Consider the following 20,703-nt stretch of genomic DNA (forward strand, 5'->3'; position numbering starts at 1 on the left):
CTTATGAAAAAAATAATAGCTTTTTTAGGGTTTATCACTGTTTTTGGATGCGCATCTAAAAAAGAGATGTATTTGTTTACTTCTTTTAGAGAACCAGCTACAGACGGATTGTATTTGGCGACTAGTGAAGATGGTTATCATTGGCAAGATTTAAAAGGTCCTTATCTAAAACCTGAAGCGGGAGCTAGTAAAATAATGAGAGACCCTTCTATTGTAAAAGGGAAGGACGATATATATCACATGGTTTGGACGACTGATTGGAAAGGTGGCAATGGTTTTGGTTATGCAAGTTCTAAAGATTTAATCAATTGGAGCGAGCAACAATACATTCCTGTAATGAAACATGAACCATCAGTGGTAAATGTTTGGGCTCCAGAAATTTTTTATGATGATGAGCAAGATCAATATATTATTATTTGGGCATCAACCATTCCGTTTAGATTTGAAAAAGGAATTGAAGCTGAAGATAACAATCACAGAATGTATTACGTAACCACTAAAGATTTTAAAACATTTTCGGAAACCAAATTGTTTTTAGATCCAGGTTTTAGTGTAATTGATTGTGTGATTGTAAAACAAGCTAAAAACGATTATGCTTTAATTGTAAAAGACAATACCAGACCAAGACGAGATATACAAGTTGCTTTTGGAACATCACCAACCGGACCATTTACAAACATGACAGAACCATTTTCAGGACATTTATCGGAAGGACCAACGGTCTTAAAAAAAGATGGAAAGTGGTTGATTTATTATGACAATTACGGAGAGAAAAATTACAAAGCAGTAGAAACATTCAATTTTAAAACTTTTAAAGATGTTACTGATCAAATTCAACTTCCAGAGGGGCACAAACACGGTACGATTACCACTATTTCGGAAAAAGTATTGAAGGGTTTAATTGAAGAAAGTAAAGAAAAGTAAATAAGACATCGTCATGCTGAACTTGATTCAGCATCTCAAAGAAATGAAAGTAAATTAACGATGAGACCCTGAAACAACGCTTCGACTGCGCTCAGTGTGACAGTTCAGGGGGACCTTCAAAAGAATAAAAAATAAATGTGGTCATGCTGAATTTATTTCAGCATCTCCTAAAATAGAAAATAATACATGAAACGTCATATATTTTTAGCAGTGGCTTTTTTGTTTGCAGGTGGAACGGCAACCGTTTCTGCTCAACAAGATACAGTACATTATAGCGGAAAAACATTATCAAACGTAGATTATCATCATGGGCAATTACCCTTGGCTGTTGGGGTACATGCCACGCAAGTAATGAGAGCGAGTAGAGAACATCCAGAAAAGGCCGATGGTTTTGGTTGGACATACAATCATGCTCCAAATATGGCATATTGGAATGGAACTTTTTACCTGAATTATTTAAGCGACCCATCGGGGGAACACATTCCGCCAAGTCAAACTTTTTTAATGAACTCTAAAGATGGAGAACATTGGAGTTTCCCTCAAGTAGCTTTTCCTATTTATAGTATCCCAGATGGCTATCAAAAAGAAGGAGTAGCAGGGGTGGCCAAAAACTTAACAGCAACCATGCATCAGCGTATGGGTTTTTTTACCTCATCAGACAATCGACTTTTTACTTTGGCATTTTACGGAATTTCTATGGACGAAAAAGACAGTCCTAATGATGGAAAAGGAATTGGTCGTGTAATTCGTGAAATTAAAAAAGATGGATCTTTAGGGCCTATTTATTTTATCAGATACAACCATGGTTGGAATGAAAAAAACACCAATTTCCCATTTTATAAAAAAAGTAAAGACAGAGGATTTAAAAAAGCTTGTGAAGAATTATTAGGGCAACCTTTATTAATGCAACAATGGGTGGAAGAAGCAGATAGAGATGATCCGTTAATTCCATTACAAAAACAATACAAAGCCTTTAGTTATTATCATTTACCAAATGGTAATGTGGTTGGTTTATGGAAACATGCTTTAACATCATTAAGTAAAGATGATGGAAAAACATGGGAGTATAGACCTTTGAGAGCTCCGGGTTTTGTGAATAGTAATGCCAAAATATGGGGACAAAAAACAACGGATGGTCGTTATGCAACTGTTTATAACCCATCGGAATATCGTTGGCCTTTGGCAATTTCTACCAGTGATGATGGTTTAAAGTATACTGATTTGTTATTGGTACACGGAGAAATTACACCGATGCGTTATGGAGGAAATTACAAATCGTATGGACCACAATATGTTCGTGGAATTACAGAAAATAACGGAACTCCAGACGATGGAAAACTATGGGTAAGCTATAGCGTAAACAAAGAAGATATTTGGGTAGCTTCTGTTCCGGTACCTGTTAAAAGTACCGTAGAAAATGATGTTGATGAGGTTTTTGATAAAATGAAAGACGGTCATGAACTAGATTTTTGGAACACCTATAATTTGTCTTGGGCTTCAGCAGAAATTGAAAAAAACAAGAATGAAAAAACACTAACACTTCGTGATCAAGATCCTTTTGACTATGCTCGTGTAGAACGTGTCATTCCTTTTGCTAAACAAATGGAAGCTGAGTTTACGGTTACTCCAGAGCAAAATAATCATGGTTTGTTACAAGTGGAGTTTCAAAACAAACAAGGCTTACCATCTATTCGTTTGGTCTTTGATGAGGATGGCGTTTTAAAAACCAAAGCAGGTTCTCGTTTTAGAAAAATATCAGATTACGAGGCAGGAAAAACATATACTGTTAAGGTCGTTTTAGACACTACCTCAAGATCGTATACCGTTAGTGTGAATGGAGGAAAAGCATCTCGTCAAATATTTTATGCTCCTGCAAATGGTATTGAGCGTATTATGTTCCGTACGGGACAGCAACGTCATTTTCCAACACCAGACACTCCTGCAGATAAAGAAGATTATGATGATTTACCTTTTACGGGGACAAAAATTCCAGAAGCGGTATTTCATATAAAATCATTAACTACAAAAAAGTTATAAATTGAAAATATTAAAAGTCATATTTATTTGCATGGCTGTGTTAACAGCTTGTACATCTGCCAAGAATGCCAATTTTGAGGTAACAGAATTGACTTGCGAAATGAATAAGCATCCATTGGCTGTTGCTGCAAATCATCCAAGGTTAAGTTGGCGGTTAACTGCTACAGGTTTTAACGTATCACAATCTGCCTATCAAATTTTAATAGCTTCTTCTCTAGAAAAGCTAGAAGAAAATACAGCAGATATTTGGGATAGTGGGAGAGTTACCTCAAATCAAAGTCAGTTGATTTTTATTGGTCAATCACTAAATGCTGAAACCAAATATTTTTGGAAAGTAAAAGTATGGAATCAAAAAAATGAAGCTTCCGATTGGAGTAAAACAGCTTTTTTTAGAACAGTTCCATCAACAGAAAGTCTAAAACCAACATGGATTGGAGCCATTTCAAAAGAAGATAGTCATTTACCCGAAGGAAGACATTTTCATACGGCAACATTTAAAAGATCAAAAAGAGATTCTATCATCAATGCTTCAGATTCTTTGTCAAGAAGAAGTATTATGTTACGTAAACTTTTTAAGATTGAAAAAGAAATTAAGGAAGCCGTGGTATATGTTTCTGGATTGGGGCATTATGAATTAACCATCAACGGAGAAAAAATTGGGAATAGTGAATTTGCTCCCTTGTGGACAGATTATGATCAATCTGTAAATTACAATACATACGAAGTTCCATCATCACTTTTAAAAAACGGAGACAATGCCATTGGTGTTTTGTTAGGAAATGGAATGTACAATATGTTGGCAGCCCGTTATGCTAAGTTTTTTGTGAGTTTTGGTCCTCCAACCTTATTTTTAAAAATGAAAATAACTTATGCTGATGGTTCTGAAAGTATAATTAAATCTGATAAAACATGGAAGTACAGTAAAAGTCCAATAACCTATAACAGTATGTTTGGAGGAGAAGATTACGATGCCAATTTAGAACAAAAGGGGTGGAATCAAGCAGATTTTAATGATAAGGCATGGAAGTCTGTTATAGTTCAAAAAGCTCCCAAAGGAATTTTAAAAGCACAAACGGCTCCACCTGTAACCATTCAGAAACAATTTCATGTTAAAGAATTTAATCAAATTCAACCTAACACATATGTTTTTAACATGGGGCAAAATTTATCTGGTTTTCCAACCCTTCAAGTAAAAGGTAAAAAAGGACAAAAGGTTCGTGTTTGGGTTGGTGAAGGTTTAAAAGAAGATGGAAGTATTAGTCAAGGACGTTCTGGAAAACCCTATTATTTTGAATACACTTTAAAGGGAGGTGATGTAGAAATTTGGCAGCCAAAGTTTAGTTATTATGGTTACCAGTACATGCAAATTGAGAATATTAACTATAAAGAAACTAGAGTAGATTCTTTACCAATTTTGGTGGATTTAAAATCGAATTTCATCTATAATTCAGCAGGAGAAACAGGAACGTTTGAAAGTTCAAATGAAATTTTTAACAAAGCCCATGAGCTGATAAACAATGCCATTAAAAGTAATTTTCAAGCAGTATTAACAGACTGTCCACATCGTGAAAAATTAGGTTGGTTAGAAGAAGCACATTTAAACGGACCTGGATTGATGTTTAATTACAACATGAAAGTTTACTTTCCAAGCATCATGCAAAATATTAAAGATGCGCAACGAGAAAATGGGTTGATTCCTACCATTGCTCCAGAATATGTGGTTTTTGGTGGCGATTTTACCGATTCTCCAGAATGGGGTGTTTCTGGAGTCATTTTACCTTGGATGTATTACGAATATTATGGAGATGATTCTTTAATTCGCGAGTATTACGATGTGATGAAAAAATATGTAGATTACTTGACCTTAAAGTCAGATAATTACATTTTAGACTATGGTTTAGGTGATTGGTACGATTACGGAGAACATGCAGCAGGATATTCAAAAAATAGTCCAATTGCGTTGTCTGCAACTAGTCATTATTACTATGCAGTAAACTTGTTTGCCAAAGCAGCAAAGCATTTAAATAAAACTGAAGATATTGTTAAATATCAAGCCTTAGCAAACAATGTCAAAACAGCTTATAACAACAAGTTTTTTAACAAAGAAACCAAACAATACGGAACAGGAAGTCAGTTTAGCAATGCTGTTTCTGTATTTATGGATATTGTAGGTCCACAGGATAAGCAAGCGGTGATGAACAATTTATTAGTAGATATTAAAAACAGAGGATATAGGTTAACCACAGGTGATGTTGGTAACCGTTATTTATTTGAAGCTTTGGCTAGAAATGGAGAAAATGAAGTGATGTATAAAATGAACAATCATTACGATACACCAGGGTATGGTTTTCAGATAAAATTTGGATTGACTACCTTAACGGAACAATGGGATCCAAGAAAAGGAAATTCATGGAACCACTTTATGATGGGGCAAATAGAAGAATGGTTTTATACGCATTTGGCGGGAATACAGCCAGATTTACAGCAACCAGGATTTAAGCACTTTTTTATTCAACCAGAAATTGTAGGAGATATGACCTTTGTAAAATCGAGTTACGAATCGGTGTATGGAACTATTGTTTCCGAATGGGAAAAAACAGCAAAAGAAACAATTTTTACGGTTCAAATTCCTGCCAACACATCGGCTACATTAAAGTTGCCTGTTCAAGCTTCATCACAAATCCTAGTCAATGGAAAGTCATTTGAAGAATTTATCTTAGAACACGAAAAACCAACATTTACACTAGGTTCGGGAACGTATCGTATTTTATGTAAATAAAAAGAACAATGAAAAAATATACACTCCTTTTAACTTGTTTGTTAATGTTTGTGGGGATGCAAGCACAAACATCAGATACAAATTTTAAACAATCATTATCCAAAACAATGGAAAGTGTCAAAGCTGTTTTTCATGTAAACATTAAAGACAATGATGGTTTGTTAAAAAACAAAGAAGTGGAGTACGCACAATGGAAAATAGATGTGACCAATATAGAAGTGACCTTTGCTAATTTATTGAGTCCTTTTAATTTGTCGGCTGTAAAACAAGGTGATGGAAGTTATAAAATAAAACCATTTCAATACCACAAATTAACTGAAGCAAAGGCTTTTAAAAAATTAGAGTTTTTGGCTTCACAGTATCAAGATAAAGCAACTTGGAAAGAAAGAGTTACGGAGTTAAAAGCTTGTATGTTTACAGCTTTTGGATTGGACAAAGCTCCAAAAATGCCAGATTCTAAACCCATTGTAACCAAAAAAAGAAAGTATGATGGTTACACGGTTGAAAATATCGCTTTAGAAATTTTACCAGGAGTTTATACCACAGGTTCTATTTACAAACCGTATCCATTGCGTGGAAAAAAAGCGGTTGTTGTATCTCCAAACGGACATTTTGGTGATGGTCGTTATCGCGAGAGTGAACAAATTCGTTGTGCCATGTTGGCTAAAATGGGAGCGATTGTTGTGAATTACGATTTGTTTGCTTGGGGAGAATCGCAATTACAATTTCCATCAACAACACACAGAAATAGCATTGCATCCACCATTCAAGTATTAAGCGGGATGCGTTTGTTAGATTATGTATCGACATTAAAACATGCTGATATGTCTCGAGTTGGGGTAACAGGTGGTTCTGGAGGAGGATCGCAAACAGTATTTTTAGCCGCTTTAGATAAAAGAGTAACCGTGTCTGTTCCTGTAGTCATGGTATCGGCATACCATTCTGGAGGTTGTCCTTGTGAAAGCGGACGAGGAATTCATGTATGTGGTCAGGCTACCAATAATGTAGAAATAGCGGCCTTGGCTGCACCAAAACCACAGTTACTAATTTCTGATGGTGGCGATTGGACAAAAAATACTCCTGAAGTAGAATTTCCTTTTATAGAACGTATCTATGGTTTTTATGGAAAAAAAGAAGTTGTTAAAAACGTTCATCTTCCAAAAGAGGGACATAATTATAAAGTCTCTAAACGAAAAGCAATGTATCCTTTTATGGCTAAATATTTAGACTTGCGTTTGGAGAACATCACCAATAAAAAAGGAGAAATTGACGAATCTACCATCACCATTGAACCTTATGAAAATTTATACGTGTTTGGAAACAATCCTGAAAATTTACCTAAAAACGCTGTGAAAAGTATAGATGATTTGTACCAGTTGTTTGGAGAGGTAAACTTAAGACCCCATCAATAAAGATTGATTAAAAAACTTCTTTTGTAGTAGATGTATATAAGGCGGTTGGAATGTACTTTATGTATATAATCAACCGCCGAACATTTTTATGAATCGAACAGTTTTAAGATTAATAAATTTAAGGTCGGTTTATTAAAAGTTTAATAATTACGGTGGGAAGCATGTGTTTATCTGATTATTCGGTTGTTTTTTCATCAATTCTGTAAAAGATAAGAATTGTTTTATTCAATAAAACAGTTCTTTAACAAGAAATAATGATTAACTTTTTATCAAATCATAAGCGGAATAAAATCAGATAAAAATATCAATTAGTAAGTATGAAAATAAAAAGCAATAGCATTCTAATATGTTGTTTTGTAGTTGTTTTAGGAATTCAAAAATTAAGTGCTCAGGACTTAAAACTTTGGTACAATAAGCCAGCAGAAATTTGGAACGAAGCTTTGCCATTAGGAAATGGTCGTTTAGGAGCCATGGTTTTTGGAGATCCAGCTATAGAACGTTTGCAATTAAACGAAGAAACCATTTGGGCGGGTTCTCCAAATAGCAATGCTCATAAAAAAGCATTGGTAGCGTTGCCAAAAGTTCGTCAACTTATTTTTGATGGAAAATACAAAGAAGCACAAGATTTAGCGACCTCAGACATTCGTTCGCAAACCAATAATGGGATGCCTTACCAAACCTTTGGGAGTGTGTATATTTCCTTTCCAGGACATCAAAATTACACCAATTATTATCGTGATTTAAATATAGAAAATGCCACCGCCAAAGTAAAATATACGGTTGATGGTGTAGAATATACGCGTGAAATTTTATCAGCTTTTGAAAATGATGTAGTGGCTGTAAAACTATCTGCCAACAAACCAGGAATGATTACTTGTAATGCGTTTTTAAACAGTCCGTTTGATAAAACCAAAAGCACTACCGAAGAAGAACAAGTGACTTTAGCGGGAGTAACCAGTACGGTAGAAGGTCAAAAAGGTAGAGTGAAATTTCAAGGACGTATGGCTGCCAAAAATAAAGGTGGAAAACTGTCTGTAAAAAACGGAATTATTAGTGTAGATAAAGCCGATGAGGTGGTGCTTTATATTTCTATAGCGACCAATTTTGTGAATTATAAAGATATTTCTGCTGATTATGTGGCAAAAAGCAAAGCGTTTTTAGACAAAGCCATTGCTAAGGATTTTGGAACCATAAAAGATACGCATGTAAACTATTATCAAAAGTTTTTCAATCGTGTGTCTTTAAATTTAGGAAAAAGCAATATAGCAAAAGACCCAACAGATCTTCGTATTCAAAAATTCGACAGTCAGTTTGATCCAGAATTAGCAGCTTTATATTTTCAATTTGGACGTTATTTATTGATTTCTTCTTCACAACCAGGTGGGCAACCAGCCAATTTACAAGGTATTTGGAACGATATGTTGTTCCCGCCATGGGAAAGTAAATACACCATGAACATCAATGCAGAAATGAATTATTGGCCATCGGAGTTGACCAATCTTTCGGAAATGCACGAGCCTTTTATTCAGCTAGCTAGAGAAGTGGCAGAAACAGGGAAAGAAACCGCTAAAACAATGTACAATGCCAATGGTTGGGTGTTGCATCACAACACGGATATTTGGAGAATTACTGGGCCTATAGATATGGCGGCTTCTGGAATGTGGCCAACAGGAGGAGCATGGGTGTGTCAAGATTTGTGGGAGCGTTATTTATACACAGGAAATGAAGCGTTTTTAAAGGAAATTTTCCCGATTATGAAAGGAGCTGCTCAGTTCTTTTTAGATTTTATGATTACCGATCCTAATTCGGGATATTTGGTAGTAGTGCCTTCAAACTCTCCAGAAAACACCCATGGAGGAGAAGACGGAAAATCGACCATTACGGCAGGAACTACGATGGACAATCAGTTAATTTTTGATTTGTTTACCAACTTGGTTCGTGCTACAAAAATTTTAAATGAAGACGAAACCTTTGCAAAAACACTAGAAACAACTTTGACAAAAATGGCTCCAATGCAAATTGGACAACATGGTCAGTTGCAAGAATGGTTAATTGATTGGGACGATCCAGAAGATCATCATCGTCATGTATCGCATTTGTACGGATTGTTTCCTAGCAATCAAATATCACCTTTTAGAACTCCAGAATTGTTTCAAGCAGCAAAAACATCTTTAAAATATAGAGGAGATGAATCTACAGGTTGGTCTATGGGGTGGAAAGTAAATTTATGGGCTCGTTTGTTAGATGGAAATCACGCTTATAAATTGTTACAAGATCAGTTGCATTTGGTCACTGCAGATCAACGAAAAGGAGGAGGAACGTATCCTAATATGTTAGATGCACATCAACCTTTTCAAATTGATGGAAATTTTGGGTGTACAGCGGGAATTGCAGAAATGTTAATGCAAAGTCACGAAGAAGCTATTCACTTATTGCCTGCTTTGCCAGACGTTTGGAAACATGGAAACATCAAAGGCTTAAAAACCAGAGGTGGTTATGAAATAGACATTACTTGGAAGAATCATAAAGTATCAAAATTAAAAATTACAGCTTCAAAAGATGGGAATTGTAGGTTGCGACTGACTTCTTCTTTAACAGGAGCAAGTTTGAAAAAAGCCAGAGGAAAAAACAAAAATCCTTTCTTTTATGAGGTAGCGGTAAAAGAACCAATTGTTTCTAAAAAAGCAAATATTGAAAAATTGACGTTGCCAAAGTATAAAGAGTATGATATTGCTATGAAAGCAGGGAAAACCTATACGTTTTACGGGAAATAACATAAATAGTTAATGTCAGTTCTAGTGGTTTTTCGGAACAAGGAATTTATCGATAATTAAATTTAGTTTTTAAACCCTCTTGTTTTCGATACAAATTTTACAACTGAATCCTTGTAAAAATCACTCAAACTGAAGAGGTTTTAATAGAATAAATTAACGTCAGTTCGAGTGATTTTGAGGAACGAAAAATCGTATCGAGAACAAATTAATATAGACAGATGCAAATGAACAAAATAAAATATTTATTACTGGTATTACCTGTTTTAATCGCAGGATGTAAATCTTCAGAAACGGTTTCAGAGGTGAAAATCCCTAATTCAAAAACCGTTTTACAGGCAGATGATTTTAAACATTATGCCGATTATTTTAATAGAATGGAAGATGAAAATATTGCCAAAGCAGTTCCTAATGATAGTGCTTGGACTTGGATGAAAAGCAATATTCCGTTATTTGAATGTCCGCAAGATAATTTTGAAGAAATGTATTATTTCCGTTGGTGGAGTTTGCGAAAACACATTACCAACACTCCTCAAGGTTATGCCATTACTGAGTTTCTAGTGGATAGGTCGTATGCAGATAAATACAATTTAATAGCTTGTGCTTTGGGGCATCATATTTATGAATTTCGTTGGGTTCACGATCCAAAATACATTGAACAAAATGTAAATATTTGGTACCGTGGAAACGAAGGAAAACCGATGAAAAAATTACACAAATTTAGTAGTTGGACAGCCGATGCATTGTACAATCGTTATTTGGTAAATAAGGATGAAAAATACTTGTTAGATTTTTATCCAGACATGGTTTCAGATTATGCACGTTGGGAAGAAGAACGTCAGCGTACCGACGGTTTGTTTTGGCAAAACGATGTAAAAGACGGTATGGAAGAATCGTTGAGTGGAGGTCGTCATGTGCGTAATGCACGTCCAACCATTAATAGTTATATGTTTGCCAATGCCGAAGCTTTACAAACCATGGCAACCATGAATGGAGATACGGATAAAGCAGCTTACTTTAAAGCCAAATCAGAAAAGTTAAAAAACTTGGTAGAACAAAAATTATGGAATAAAAAAGACTTGTTTTTTGAGACTTTAACAGAAAAAGATACCTCTTCAAATGTTCGTGAAGCGATTGGGTTTATTCCGTGGTATTTTAATTTACCTTCTAAAAACAAAGGATTTGAAAACGCTTGGGAGCAGGTAAAAGATGAAGAAGGATTTGCAGCTCCTTTTGGTTTAACCACAGCAGAACGTAGAAGTACGAGATTTAGAAGTCACGGTACAGGAACTTGCGAATGGGATGGAGCAGTTTGGCCTTTTGCAACATCACAAACCTTAACAGCGATGGCAAATGTATTGAATAACTACAATCAGAGTGTGGTGGCCAAGGACGATTATTTTAAACAAATGAATTTGTATGTAGAATCTCAATACTACCGTGGTCGTCCATATATTGGGGAGTATTTAGACGAAACTACAGGATATTGGCTAATGGGGGATAGAGAGCGTAGCCGTTATTACAATCACTCCACATTTAACGATTTAATGATTACTGGTTTGGTAGGATTACGTCCTCGTGCCGATGAAAAAATAGAAGTCAATCCTTTAATTCCACAAGAACAATGGGATTGGTTTTGTTTAGATAATGTGTTATATCACGGAGATATTATTACAATTGTTTGGGACAAAACAGGAGAAAAATATCACAAAGGTCAAGGATTACGAGTGTTTAGAAATGGAAAAGAAGTGGCTGCTTCAAGTAAGTTGGAGAAGGTAATTTCTGAATAAATCCAAGAGTTGTCAACCTGAACTAGATTCTGAGCAGAGTCGAAGGATGATTCTAGTTCACAAAAGTATGTGATTCTGAAATAAATTCAGAATGACGTTTATTAAAGACATAAGTTAAAAAGCATGAAAAAACTTTTTTTACATATTTTATTATTAATTGTTAGTTGTAATGTGTTTGCCCAAAAAAACATATCGCTAAACAATTTACAATGCGAAATGTTAACCAATCCTTTGGGAATTGATGTTTTGCAACCACGTTTGAGTTGGCTAATAAAAACATCAGAAACAGAGTTAGAGCAAACAGCTTATCAAATTTTAGTGGCTTCATCATCAGAAAAGTTAGCAGAAAACAAGGCCGATTTGTGGGATAGTGGAAAAGTAAATAGCAATGTTTCTGTAAATATTACTTATGCAGGAAAAAAATTAGATAGCAAAGATGAAGCTTATTGGAAAGTAAAAGTATGGACCAATAAAGGAGAGAGTAATTGGAGCAAATCTGCTTTTTGGAGCATGGGAATTTTAACTTATGCGGAGTGGAAATCTACCCGATGGATTGGATACAATCAATTGTTTCCAGGAGATACCGTTGGGCAGTTTTCAAAATTATCAGCTCGTTATGTTCGTAAGCAAATCAACCTAGAAAAAAAGATAAAGAAAGCCAAAGTCTTTATCATGGGAATGGGATTGTATGAATTTTATGTTAATGGAGAAAAAATAGGGAATCAGGTGTTAGCTCCTGTGCCAACCGATTATACAAAAAATGTAAAATACAATGTTTTTGATGTGACGAATCAACTTCAACAAGGGGATAATGTTTTAGGAACCATTTTGGGTAATGGACGTTTTTTTGCCATGAGGCAAGAGTACAAACCTTATAAAATAAAAAGTTTTGGGTTTCCTAAAATGGCGTTACAACTTGTTGTTGAATATGAAGACGGAACCAAAGAAATTATAAAAACCGATGAAAGTTGGAAGTTTACTCCAAATGGACCTATTAGAGCAAATAACGAATATGATGGAGAAACGTATGATGCCCGTAAAGAAATTAAAGATTGGAACAAAGTAGGATTTGATGATAGCCATTGGATGAATTTAATGTGGGTACAAGAACCAGGAGGTTTTTACGAAGGGCAAATGACTCCAAACATGAAAGTAATGGATACAGTAAAACCTGTATCGATAAAAAAAACATCTAAAGGAACTTACATTCTAGACATGGGACAAAACATGGTAGGTTGGTTGCAAATAAAAGTAAAAGGAAATAAAGGCGATAAAATTGCGATGAAATTTGCAGAGTCTTTACAAGACGATGGCTCTTTATATATTGCCAATTTACGCGATGCCAAAACCACTGATTATTATATTTTAAAAGGCGAAGGTGATGAAGTTTGGGAACCTAAATTTGTGTATCACGGTTTTCGTTTTGTAGAACTTTCAGGATTTACACATGCTCCTAAAGTGAATGATTTTTTAGGGAAAGTGGTTTATGATGAAATGGAGACTGTTGGAACGTTTAAGAGTTCTAACGAAACCATGAATCAGATTTTTAAGAATGCCTATTGGGGAATTAGAGGGAATTACAAAGGAATGCCTATTGATTGTCCACAACGTAACGAACGTCAACCTTGGTTGGGAGATAGAACTACCGGAGCTTATGGAGAAAGTTTCATTTTTAACAACCAGACTTTATATGCAAAATGGTTAGACGATATAAAATACTCACAAACCTTAGATGGTGGAATTCCAGATGTAGCTCCAGCGTTTTGGCGTTATTACGGTGATGGTGTTACTTGGCAAGGAGCTTATATAAAAGTAGCGGATATGTTGCACACCCAGTTCGGAGACACTGAAAGTATTAAAAAACATTATCCCTACATGAAAAAATGGTTGTTGTACATGGAAGACAATTATTTGAAAAATGATTTGATGACCAAAGACAAATATGGAGATTGGTGTGTACCGCCAGAATCTTTAGAGATTATTCGTTCTCAAGATCCTACACGTTTAACAGATGGAGAATTGCTATCAAGTGCCTTTTATTATCATTTATTGCAATTGATGAAAAAGTTTGCAAAAATTTCGGGAGAAAACAATGCGGATATCGTTTATTATGATGATTTGGCAAATCGTGTAAAAAAAGCATTTAACGATAAATTTTTTCACAAAGAAACCTTTAGTTATGCCAATAATACCGTAACAGCAAATGTATTACCATTGGCTTTTGATATGGTGCCAGACAATTTAAAAGAGAAGGTTTTTAAAAATATGGTTAATGAAATTGAAGTTACCAAACAAGGACATATAAGTACCGGAGTAGTGGGAACACAATTTTTAATGAGAACCTTAACTGATTTTGGAAGAGGAGATTTAGCTTATCAATTAGCATCAAACAAAACATATCCTAGTTGGGGATATATGGTAGAAAATGGAGCGACTACTATTTGGGAATTGTGGAATGGAAATACAGCCGATCCAAAAATGAACTCTCAAAATCATGTGATGTTATTGGGAGATTTAATGATTTGGTATTATGAAAACATGGCCGGAATTAAATCTAGCGAAGCACATCCTGGATTTAAGCAAATCATCATGAAACCAGATTTTAAAGCAGGATTAAGTTATGTAAACGCATCCTACAATTCTATCCACGGATTGATAAAAAGTTATTGGAACATTAAAAGAAATAAGTTAACATGGCAAGTAACCATTCCTGCAAATACATCGGCATTGGTGTATTTACCAACTACAAAAGCTTCTGATGTAAAAGTGAATAGACAAAGGTTAACATCCAGTAAAAAAGACTATCAAATAAAAAATGAAAAATTGGTATTGACCTTAAAATCGGGGACTTATAAAATAGAAGTGAATTAAGAGTTATTAAGTAAAGTAGGTTTTATCATTTAGCAACTTAAAAAATAAAAAAAATGAAAATTAAGATTTTAATGATACTAATGTCAATATTGAGTATTTCCAAATCAAATTCTCAACAACTTGCTTTTCCAACTGCCGAGGGGTATGGTAAATTTACCAAAGGTGGTCGTGGAGGAGTTGTGTATGAAGTTACAAATCTAAATGATAAAGGAGAAGGTAGTTTACGAGCAGGAATTGAAGCATCAGAGCCAAGAACAATTGTTTTTAAAGTGTCTGGAACAATTGCTTTAGAAAGTGCTTTAAAAATTAAACATCCTTATATAACTATAGCAGGGCAAACGGCTCCAGGAGATGGTATTTGTATTAAGAATTATTCATTGAATATTGGAGCAGATCATGTTATTATAAGATACTTAAGAGTCCGTTTGGGTGATGAATCAGGGGACGATTCTGATGCAATTTCAAGTAGATATAGAAAACATATTATTTTAGACCATATTTCGGCAAGTTGGTCTGTTGATGAAACCATGTCTATTTATCATTGTGATAGCATTACTGTGCAATGGAGTTTGGTTGCAGAAAGTATGTCTAAGTCTAATCATGTAAAAGGTTCTCATGGTTTTGGAGGTATTTGGGGGTCAAATCATAGTACTTATCATCATAATTTATTAGCACATCACTCAAGTAGAAATCCTAGGTTTGCTTCTGGTTCGGGATATACTGATTACAGAAACAATGTAATTTATAATTGGGGATATAATAGTTGTTATGGTGGTGAGGCATTCCAACAAGGAAATGATAAATTCAAGTTTACAGCTATTAATATGGTTGCCAATTATTATAAACCAGGACCAGCAACAGAACCAGGAGAGGTTTCTTATCGTATTGCAAACCCTAGTTTTAGAAATGAAATTGATGATTTTGGTAAATGGTATGTTGCAGAAAACTTTATGGAAGGAAATGAAAAAGTTTCTAGAAATAATTGGGATGGAGGAGTACAATCAAAACTTCCTCTAGATAAATTAAAACAAGAAAAACCATGGAAGTCCATGCCTATTCATCAACAATCTGCTAGAGAAGCATTTCAATCTGTTCTTAAAAATACAGGGGCAACATTACCCAAAAGAGATTCTGTTGATACTAGGATTATTAAAGAAACAAAAGAAGGATATGCAACATTTGAAGGAGCTTCTTATAAAGAGAGTCACAAGGTTGTTGATAGATCCCTAATTACAGGAATTATTGATAATCAGAATGATGTTGGTGGTTGGCCAGAATTAATAAGTATTCCTGCTCCAAAAGATACAGATCACGATGGTATGCCAGATTTTTGGGAAAAGAAACAAGGTTTAGATGTTCATAACTCAGAAGATAGAAACCTTGTAGGTAAAGATGGTTATACAATGTTAGAAGAGTATTTAAATAGCATATAAAAATGATTCAGAATTAATGAATCTTAATGTATAAAGTAATTGATTGAAATTTAATTAAATGAAAAAAATAATGAGAAAAAATAAGGTAGTTTTTATTCTTTTGAGCTTAGTGTTTTTAGCAAGTTGTAAAAATACACCTGTAGAAAAAAAGATAGCTTTAGAAGATAAAACTTGGAAAGAAGGAATTGTTGCCGAAGAATTTCTTTATGAAGAAGCTGAATATCCGTCTTGTCATGCTGCTACTATTGTAGAAAACACAAAAGGAGAATTGGTGGCTTCTTGGTTTGGAGGAACCAAAGAGCGAAACCCAGATGTTTGTATTTATGTGAGTAAACGCAAAAACGGAAAATGGACAAAAGGGGTAGAAGTAGCCAATGGAATTCAAAATGATACATTACGTTACCCTACATGGAATCCTGTTTTATATCAAATTCCAAATGGGGATTTGATGTTGTTTTATAAAATTGGACCTAGTCCATCTACGTGGTGGGGAATGTTAAAACGTTCTTCTGATGGAGGAGAAACTTGGTCTGCTGCTGAAAAATTACCAGAAGGATTTTTAGGGCCTATTAAAAACAAACCAGAATTGTTAAAAAATGGTAATTTATTGTTACCGTCAAGCATAGAAGGGAATGGATGGAATTTGCGAATGGAATCTACTCCAGATTTTGGAAAAACATGGGTAATGGGAGACACACTTCCAAAAGGAAAAAAAGATATCAATGCTATTCAGCCAAGTATTTTGTTTCATAAAAACGGAAAACTTCAACAAATAGGTAGAACAAGAAACAGACACTTATTTACTACTTGGTCTGAAGATGATGGAAAAACTTGGTCTGATTTAGAATTATTAAACATGCCTAATAATAGTTCTGGAACGGATGCTGTAACTATGAAAAACGGAGAACATGCCTTGATATATAACCATGTTTGGCCAAGTGAAGACATGAATAAAAGTTACCGAAGTCCTTTAAATATAGCTATTTCTAAAGACGGAATTAACTGGAACGCAGCTTTGGTTTTAGAAGATTCTAAAATTAGTCAATATTCTTATCCATCTATTATTCAAGGATCAGATGGAATGTTACACTGTATTTATACTTGGAGAAGACAAAGAATTAAATATGTAAAAATTGATCCTAGCAAATTGGTGACTTTTCCTATAAAAGAAGGAGTGTGGCCAGGTCCTACCAAAGACAGATATGAAGTGGCAGTGTGTGATTGGATGATTTTAAAACGTCAAAAACTAAGTGCTTTTCAGTTTGCCAAAGACATCAATGCTGATGGAATTGAAATGGATATGGGAGGTTTAGGGAATAGAGAAACTTTTGATAGCAAATTTGGAGATACCATAGAGGTAAATAAATTCAGAAAAAGATCAGATTCTTTAGGAGTTCAAATAAGTTCTATTGCCATGTCTGGTTTTTATGCACAATCTTTTGCAAAAAGACCAACAGTAAAAAGAATGGTATCAGATTGTATAGAAACCATGAAAAAGTTTAACGTTCAAATAGCTTATTTACCATTGGGAACCCAAGGAGATTTGGTGAAAAATCCTGAATTAAGACCTGCTATTGTAGAACGTTTGCGTTGGGCAGGAAAAGAAGTTGGTAAAATAGGAGGAGCTATTGCTATTGAAACTTCGTTAGATGCAACTGAAGAGAAAAAATTATTGGAAGAAATAGGGAATAGAAACATAAAAATTTCTTTTAATTTTTCTAATGCCATTGAGCATGGAAAAGATATTTCTAAAGAATTAAAAATTTTAGGACGTGATAATATTGGACAAATTCACGCTTCTAATACAGATGGGAATTGGATTGAAAATGATCCTGCCATTGACTTACCAAAAATTAAAGAAACCTTAGATAAAATGCACTGGAAAGGTTGGTTAATTGTAGAGCGTTCTAGGGATACAACGAGAGTTCACGATAGAAAAGCAAACTACGGATCTAACGTGGCATACCTTAAAAAAGTTTTTAAAGGGGAATAACTAGAAGATAAAAAATGAAGTATTTAAGAATATTGTTTTTTTTGGTACTAAGCGCTTGTACTCCAAACAAAAAAATTACCATTGTTAGTGATGAAAATTCACCAAGAATTCAGTTTGGAATACACAAATTATCAGAAGTATTAAAAGATCATGATTATCAAGTAACACAAGCTACTGAAATTCCCGATGGAGTTACAGGAAGTGTAATTTTGGTGTCTGATAAAAAAGGAAAAACAAAAAAAGAACATTATCAAATTTGTACTTCAGAAAACATAATTACTGTACACGGAAATGATGCTTCAGGGACTTTGTATGGGCTTTTAGAATTGGCAGATAAAGTTAAAGAAGAAGGCAAGTTACCAGATGTTGTGAATCTAGAAAACGGACCAGAAATGGTCTTGAGAGGAACGGTTATTGGAGTGCAGAAAATGGAATATTTACCAGGTAGAACGGTGTATGAGTATCCTTATACTCCTAAAAACTTTCCTTGGTTTTACAACAAAGAATTATGGGTAAAGTATTTAGACATGATGGTGGAAAACAGATACAATTCTTTGTATTTGTGGAACGGACATCCTTTTGCCTCTTTGGTAAAACTAAAAGACTATCCTTTTGCGGTTGAGGTTACAGATGAAGAATTTAAAAAGAACGAAGAGATTTTTAAATTCATTACCAAAGAAGCGGATAAAAGAGGAATTTGGATCATTCAAATGTTTTATAATATTTTGGTATCTAAACCTTTTGCAGAACATTATGGAATTAAAACGCAAGACAGATCAAGACCAATAGTACCTGTAATTGCCGATTATACCCAAAAATCTATAGCGGCTTTTATAGAAAAATATCCAAATGTTGGGTTGTTAACTACTTTAGGAGAAGCTATGAATACTGTTGATGATGATGTGGAATGGTTTACCAAGGTGATTATTCCGGGAGTACAAGATGGCTTAAAAGCCATAGGAGAAACTAATGAACCACCAATTATTCTTAGAGGTCATGACACAGATGCTCCTTTGGTGATGAAAAAAGCATTGCCTTTGTACAAGAACTTATACACCATGAATAAGTATAATGGAGAATCTTTAACAACATATGAGCCAAGAGGACCTTGGGCAGAAACGCATCAAAAATTAAGCAAAGCAGGATCAACTCATATTGCAAATGTGCATATTTTGGCAAATTTAGAACCTTTTAGATATGGTTCTCCAGACTTTATACAAAAAAGTGTACAAGCCATGCACAAGGTTCATGGAGCCAATGCCTTGCATTTGTTTCCTCAAACTTCTTATTGGGATTGGCCTTATGCTCCAGATAAAACTGAATCTCGTTTGTTAGAAATGGACAGAGATTGGATTTGGTACAAAGCATGGGGGCGTTATGCTTGGCAAAGCAACAGAGATAGAACTACAGAAATTAATTTTTGGGCAGATGAGTTGGCTACCATGTACGGAACCAAACAGCAAGGAGGAAAGCATATTTTAGAAGCTTATGAGCAAATTGGAGAAATTGCTCCTAAGACATTAAGGAGATTTGGAATCACAGAAGGGAATCGTCAAACTTTATTATTGGGAATGTTTGAAAGTCAATTGGTGAACCCTTATAAATGGAGAGTGTACCCTGGTTTTTACGAATCTTGTGGACCTGTAGGCGAAATTTTATTAGACTACGCTAAAAAGGAATGGGAAAATAAACCCCATGTGGGCGAAACACCAGTACAAATTATTCAGGAAATTGTAGCGCATGGATCAGCAGCAGTTAGAGCCATTGATGTGGCTTCAGGTGATGTTTCTAAAAATAGAGATGAATTTAATAGGCTTAAAAATGATGTATACTGTTATGATGCTTTTGCCAATTTCTTTTCAGAAAAAGTAAAATCGGCTTTATGGGTGTTGCGTTACAGTTATTCAAATAATATTCAAGATTTAAACAAGGCTTTGCCACATTTAGAAAATAGCATCCAACATTATGAAAAGTTGGTGGCATTAACACAAGATGCTTATTGGTATGCCAATAGTATGCAAACATCACAAAGAAGAATTCCAATAGGAGGTGATGATGGACATAACAAAACATGGAAAGAATTACTACCACATTACGAAAGAGAGTTGGCTAATTTTAAAAGAAATCTAGATCTGCTAAAAAATGCCAAAAATGGTAAAATTATTAAACAAGAAGTAGAGCCTTGGCAAGCTGTAAATGTTAATTTATTAAGTGATAGTAAGGGTGTTTATAATGTAAAAGTAGGCACAAAAGTATATGGTATTCCAGAAAGTCAAATTACAGAATTGGCTCCAGAGTTAAAAAACTTAAAAGGAATTTCTTATGTAGCTGATACTCAAAATAAATTAGGGACTCAGTTAAAATTTAAGAACGATAAAGTAGTAAAATTGGTAGTTGGTTATTTTAAAACCGACCAAAAAAGGTTTTTGTTTCCGCCAAGTTTAGAAACCAATGCAGGAGGAAACGAACATGGAGAAGCCGATGTAGTTTTAGCCAACGCAGTTAAATTACAAGGATTGCCCGGAATTAATATCCATACTTACGAATTTCAACCAGGAGAAAATGAGTTGAATTTAGGGAAAGGACGTGTGTTGATCTTTGGTTTTGTGGATGCAAATCAAAAAATAAAATCACGAGATGCAGGGTTGATAGACAAAAATGATAAAAAGTCTGTAGACTGGTTATTCTATTAA

Annotated in this window: 10 protein-coding genes; all 10 read left to right on the forward strand. The window is 34.5% G+C overall.

Annotated features, from left to right (window positions below):
* Positions 1 to 3 precede the first annotated feature (3 nt).
* Positions 4 to 924 (forward strand): glycoside hydrolase family 43 protein, encoded by a 921-nt coding sequence (locus ACXGQT_RS12200; protein ID WP_457828871.1) that lies wholly within the window; start codon positions 4 to 6, stop codon positions 922 to 924.
* A gap of 186 nt (positions 925 to 1,110) precedes the next feature.
* Entirely contained in the window at positions 1,111 to 2,961 is a 1,851-nt protein-coding gene (locus ACXGQT_RS12205; protein WP_457828872.1) for an exo-alpha-sialidase, read from the forward strand.
* Position 2,962: 1 nt separating this feature from the next.
* Complete coding sequence (locus tag ACXGQT_RS12210; protein WP_457828873.1) at positions 2,963 to 5,740, forward strand: glycoside hydrolase family 78 protein; 2,778 nt, start codon at positions 2,963 to 2,965, stop codon at positions 5,738 to 5,740.
* Positions 5,741 to 5,748: 8 nt separating this feature from the next.
* A complete protein-coding gene (locus ACXGQT_RS12215; protein WP_457828874.1) occupies positions 5,749 to 7,152 on the forward strand; it encodes an acetylxylan esterase in 1,404 nt (467 codons plus the stop codon).
* Between the two features lie 317 nt (positions 7,153 to 7,469).
* Positions 7,470 to 9,926 (forward strand): glycoside hydrolase family 95 protein, encoded by a 2,457-nt coding sequence (locus ACXGQT_RS12220; RefSeq protein ID WP_457828875.1) that lies wholly within the window; start codon positions 7,470 to 7,472, stop codon positions 9,924 to 9,926.
* Between the two features lie 224 nt (positions 9,927 to 10,150).
* Entirely contained in the window at positions 10,151 to 11,713 is a 1,563-nt protein-coding gene (locus ACXGQT_RS12225; RefSeq protein WP_457828876.1) for an MGH1-like glycoside hydrolase domain-containing protein, read from the forward strand.
* A 123-nt stretch (positions 11,714 to 11,836) separates the two neighbouring features.
* Entirely contained in the window at positions 11,837 to 14,584 is a 2,748-nt protein-coding gene (locus ACXGQT_RS12230) for a glycoside hydrolase family 78 protein (RefSeq protein ID WP_457828877.1), read from the forward strand.
* Positions 14,585 to 14,637: 53 nt separating this feature from the next.
* Entirely contained in the window at positions 14,638 to 16,017 is a 1,380-nt protein-coding gene (locus tag ACXGQT_RS12235; RefSeq protein WP_457828878.1) for a pectate lyase family protein, read from the forward strand.
* 70 nt (positions 16,018 to 16,087) lie between these two features.
* Positions 16,088 to 18,010, forward strand: coding sequence for an exo-alpha-sialidase (locus ACXGQT_RS12240; protein ID WP_457828879.1), 1,923 nt, complete (start codon positions 16,088 to 16,090; stop codon positions 18,008 to 18,010).
* 14 nt (positions 18,011 to 18,024) lie between these two features.
* Entirely contained in the window at positions 18,025 to 20,703 is a 2,679-nt protein-coding gene (locus tag ACXGQT_RS12245; protein ID WP_457828880.1) for an alpha-d-galacturonidase, read from the forward strand.

Source organism: Wenyingzhuangia sp. IMCC45467 (assembly GCF_054111205.1).

Excerpts from the sequence above, each read along its gene's own strand:
- ACXGQT_RS12205 (WP_457828872.1), top strand. The coding sequence starts at position 1,111 with ATGAAACGTCATATATTTTTAGCAGTGGCTTTTTTGTTTGCAGGTGGA.
- ACXGQT_RS12200 (WP_457828871.1), top strand. The coding sequence starts at position 4 with ATGAAAAAAATAATAGCTTTTTTAGGGTTTATCACTGTTTTTGGATGC.
- ACXGQT_RS12225 (WP_457828876.1), top strand. The coding sequence starts at position 10,151 with ATGAACAAAATAAAATATTTATTACTGGTATTACCTGTTTTAATCGCA.
- ACXGQT_RS12215 (WP_457828874.1), top strand. The coding sequence starts at position 5,749 with ATGAAAAAATATACACTCCTTTTAACTTGTTTGTTAATGTTTGTGGGG.
- ACXGQT_RS12240 (WP_457828879.1), top strand. The coding sequence starts at position 16,088 with ATGAGAAAAAATAAGGTAGTTTTTATTCTTTTGAGCTTAGTGTTTTTA.
- ACXGQT_RS12245 (WP_457828880.1), top strand. The coding sequence starts at position 18,025 with ATGAAGTATTTAAGAATATTGTTTTTTTTGGTACTAAGCGCTTGTACT.
- ACXGQT_RS12235 (WP_457828878.1), top strand. The coding sequence starts at position 14,638 with ATGAAAATTAAGATTTTAATGATACTAATGTCAATATTGAGTATTTCC.
- ACXGQT_RS12220 (WP_457828875.1), top strand. The coding sequence starts at position 7,470 with ATGAAAATAAAAAGCAATAGCATTCTAATATGTTGTTTTGTAGTTGTT.
- ACXGQT_RS12230 (WP_457828877.1), top strand. The coding sequence starts at position 11,837 with ATGAAAAAACTTTTTTTACATATTTTATTATTAATTGTTAGTTGTAAT.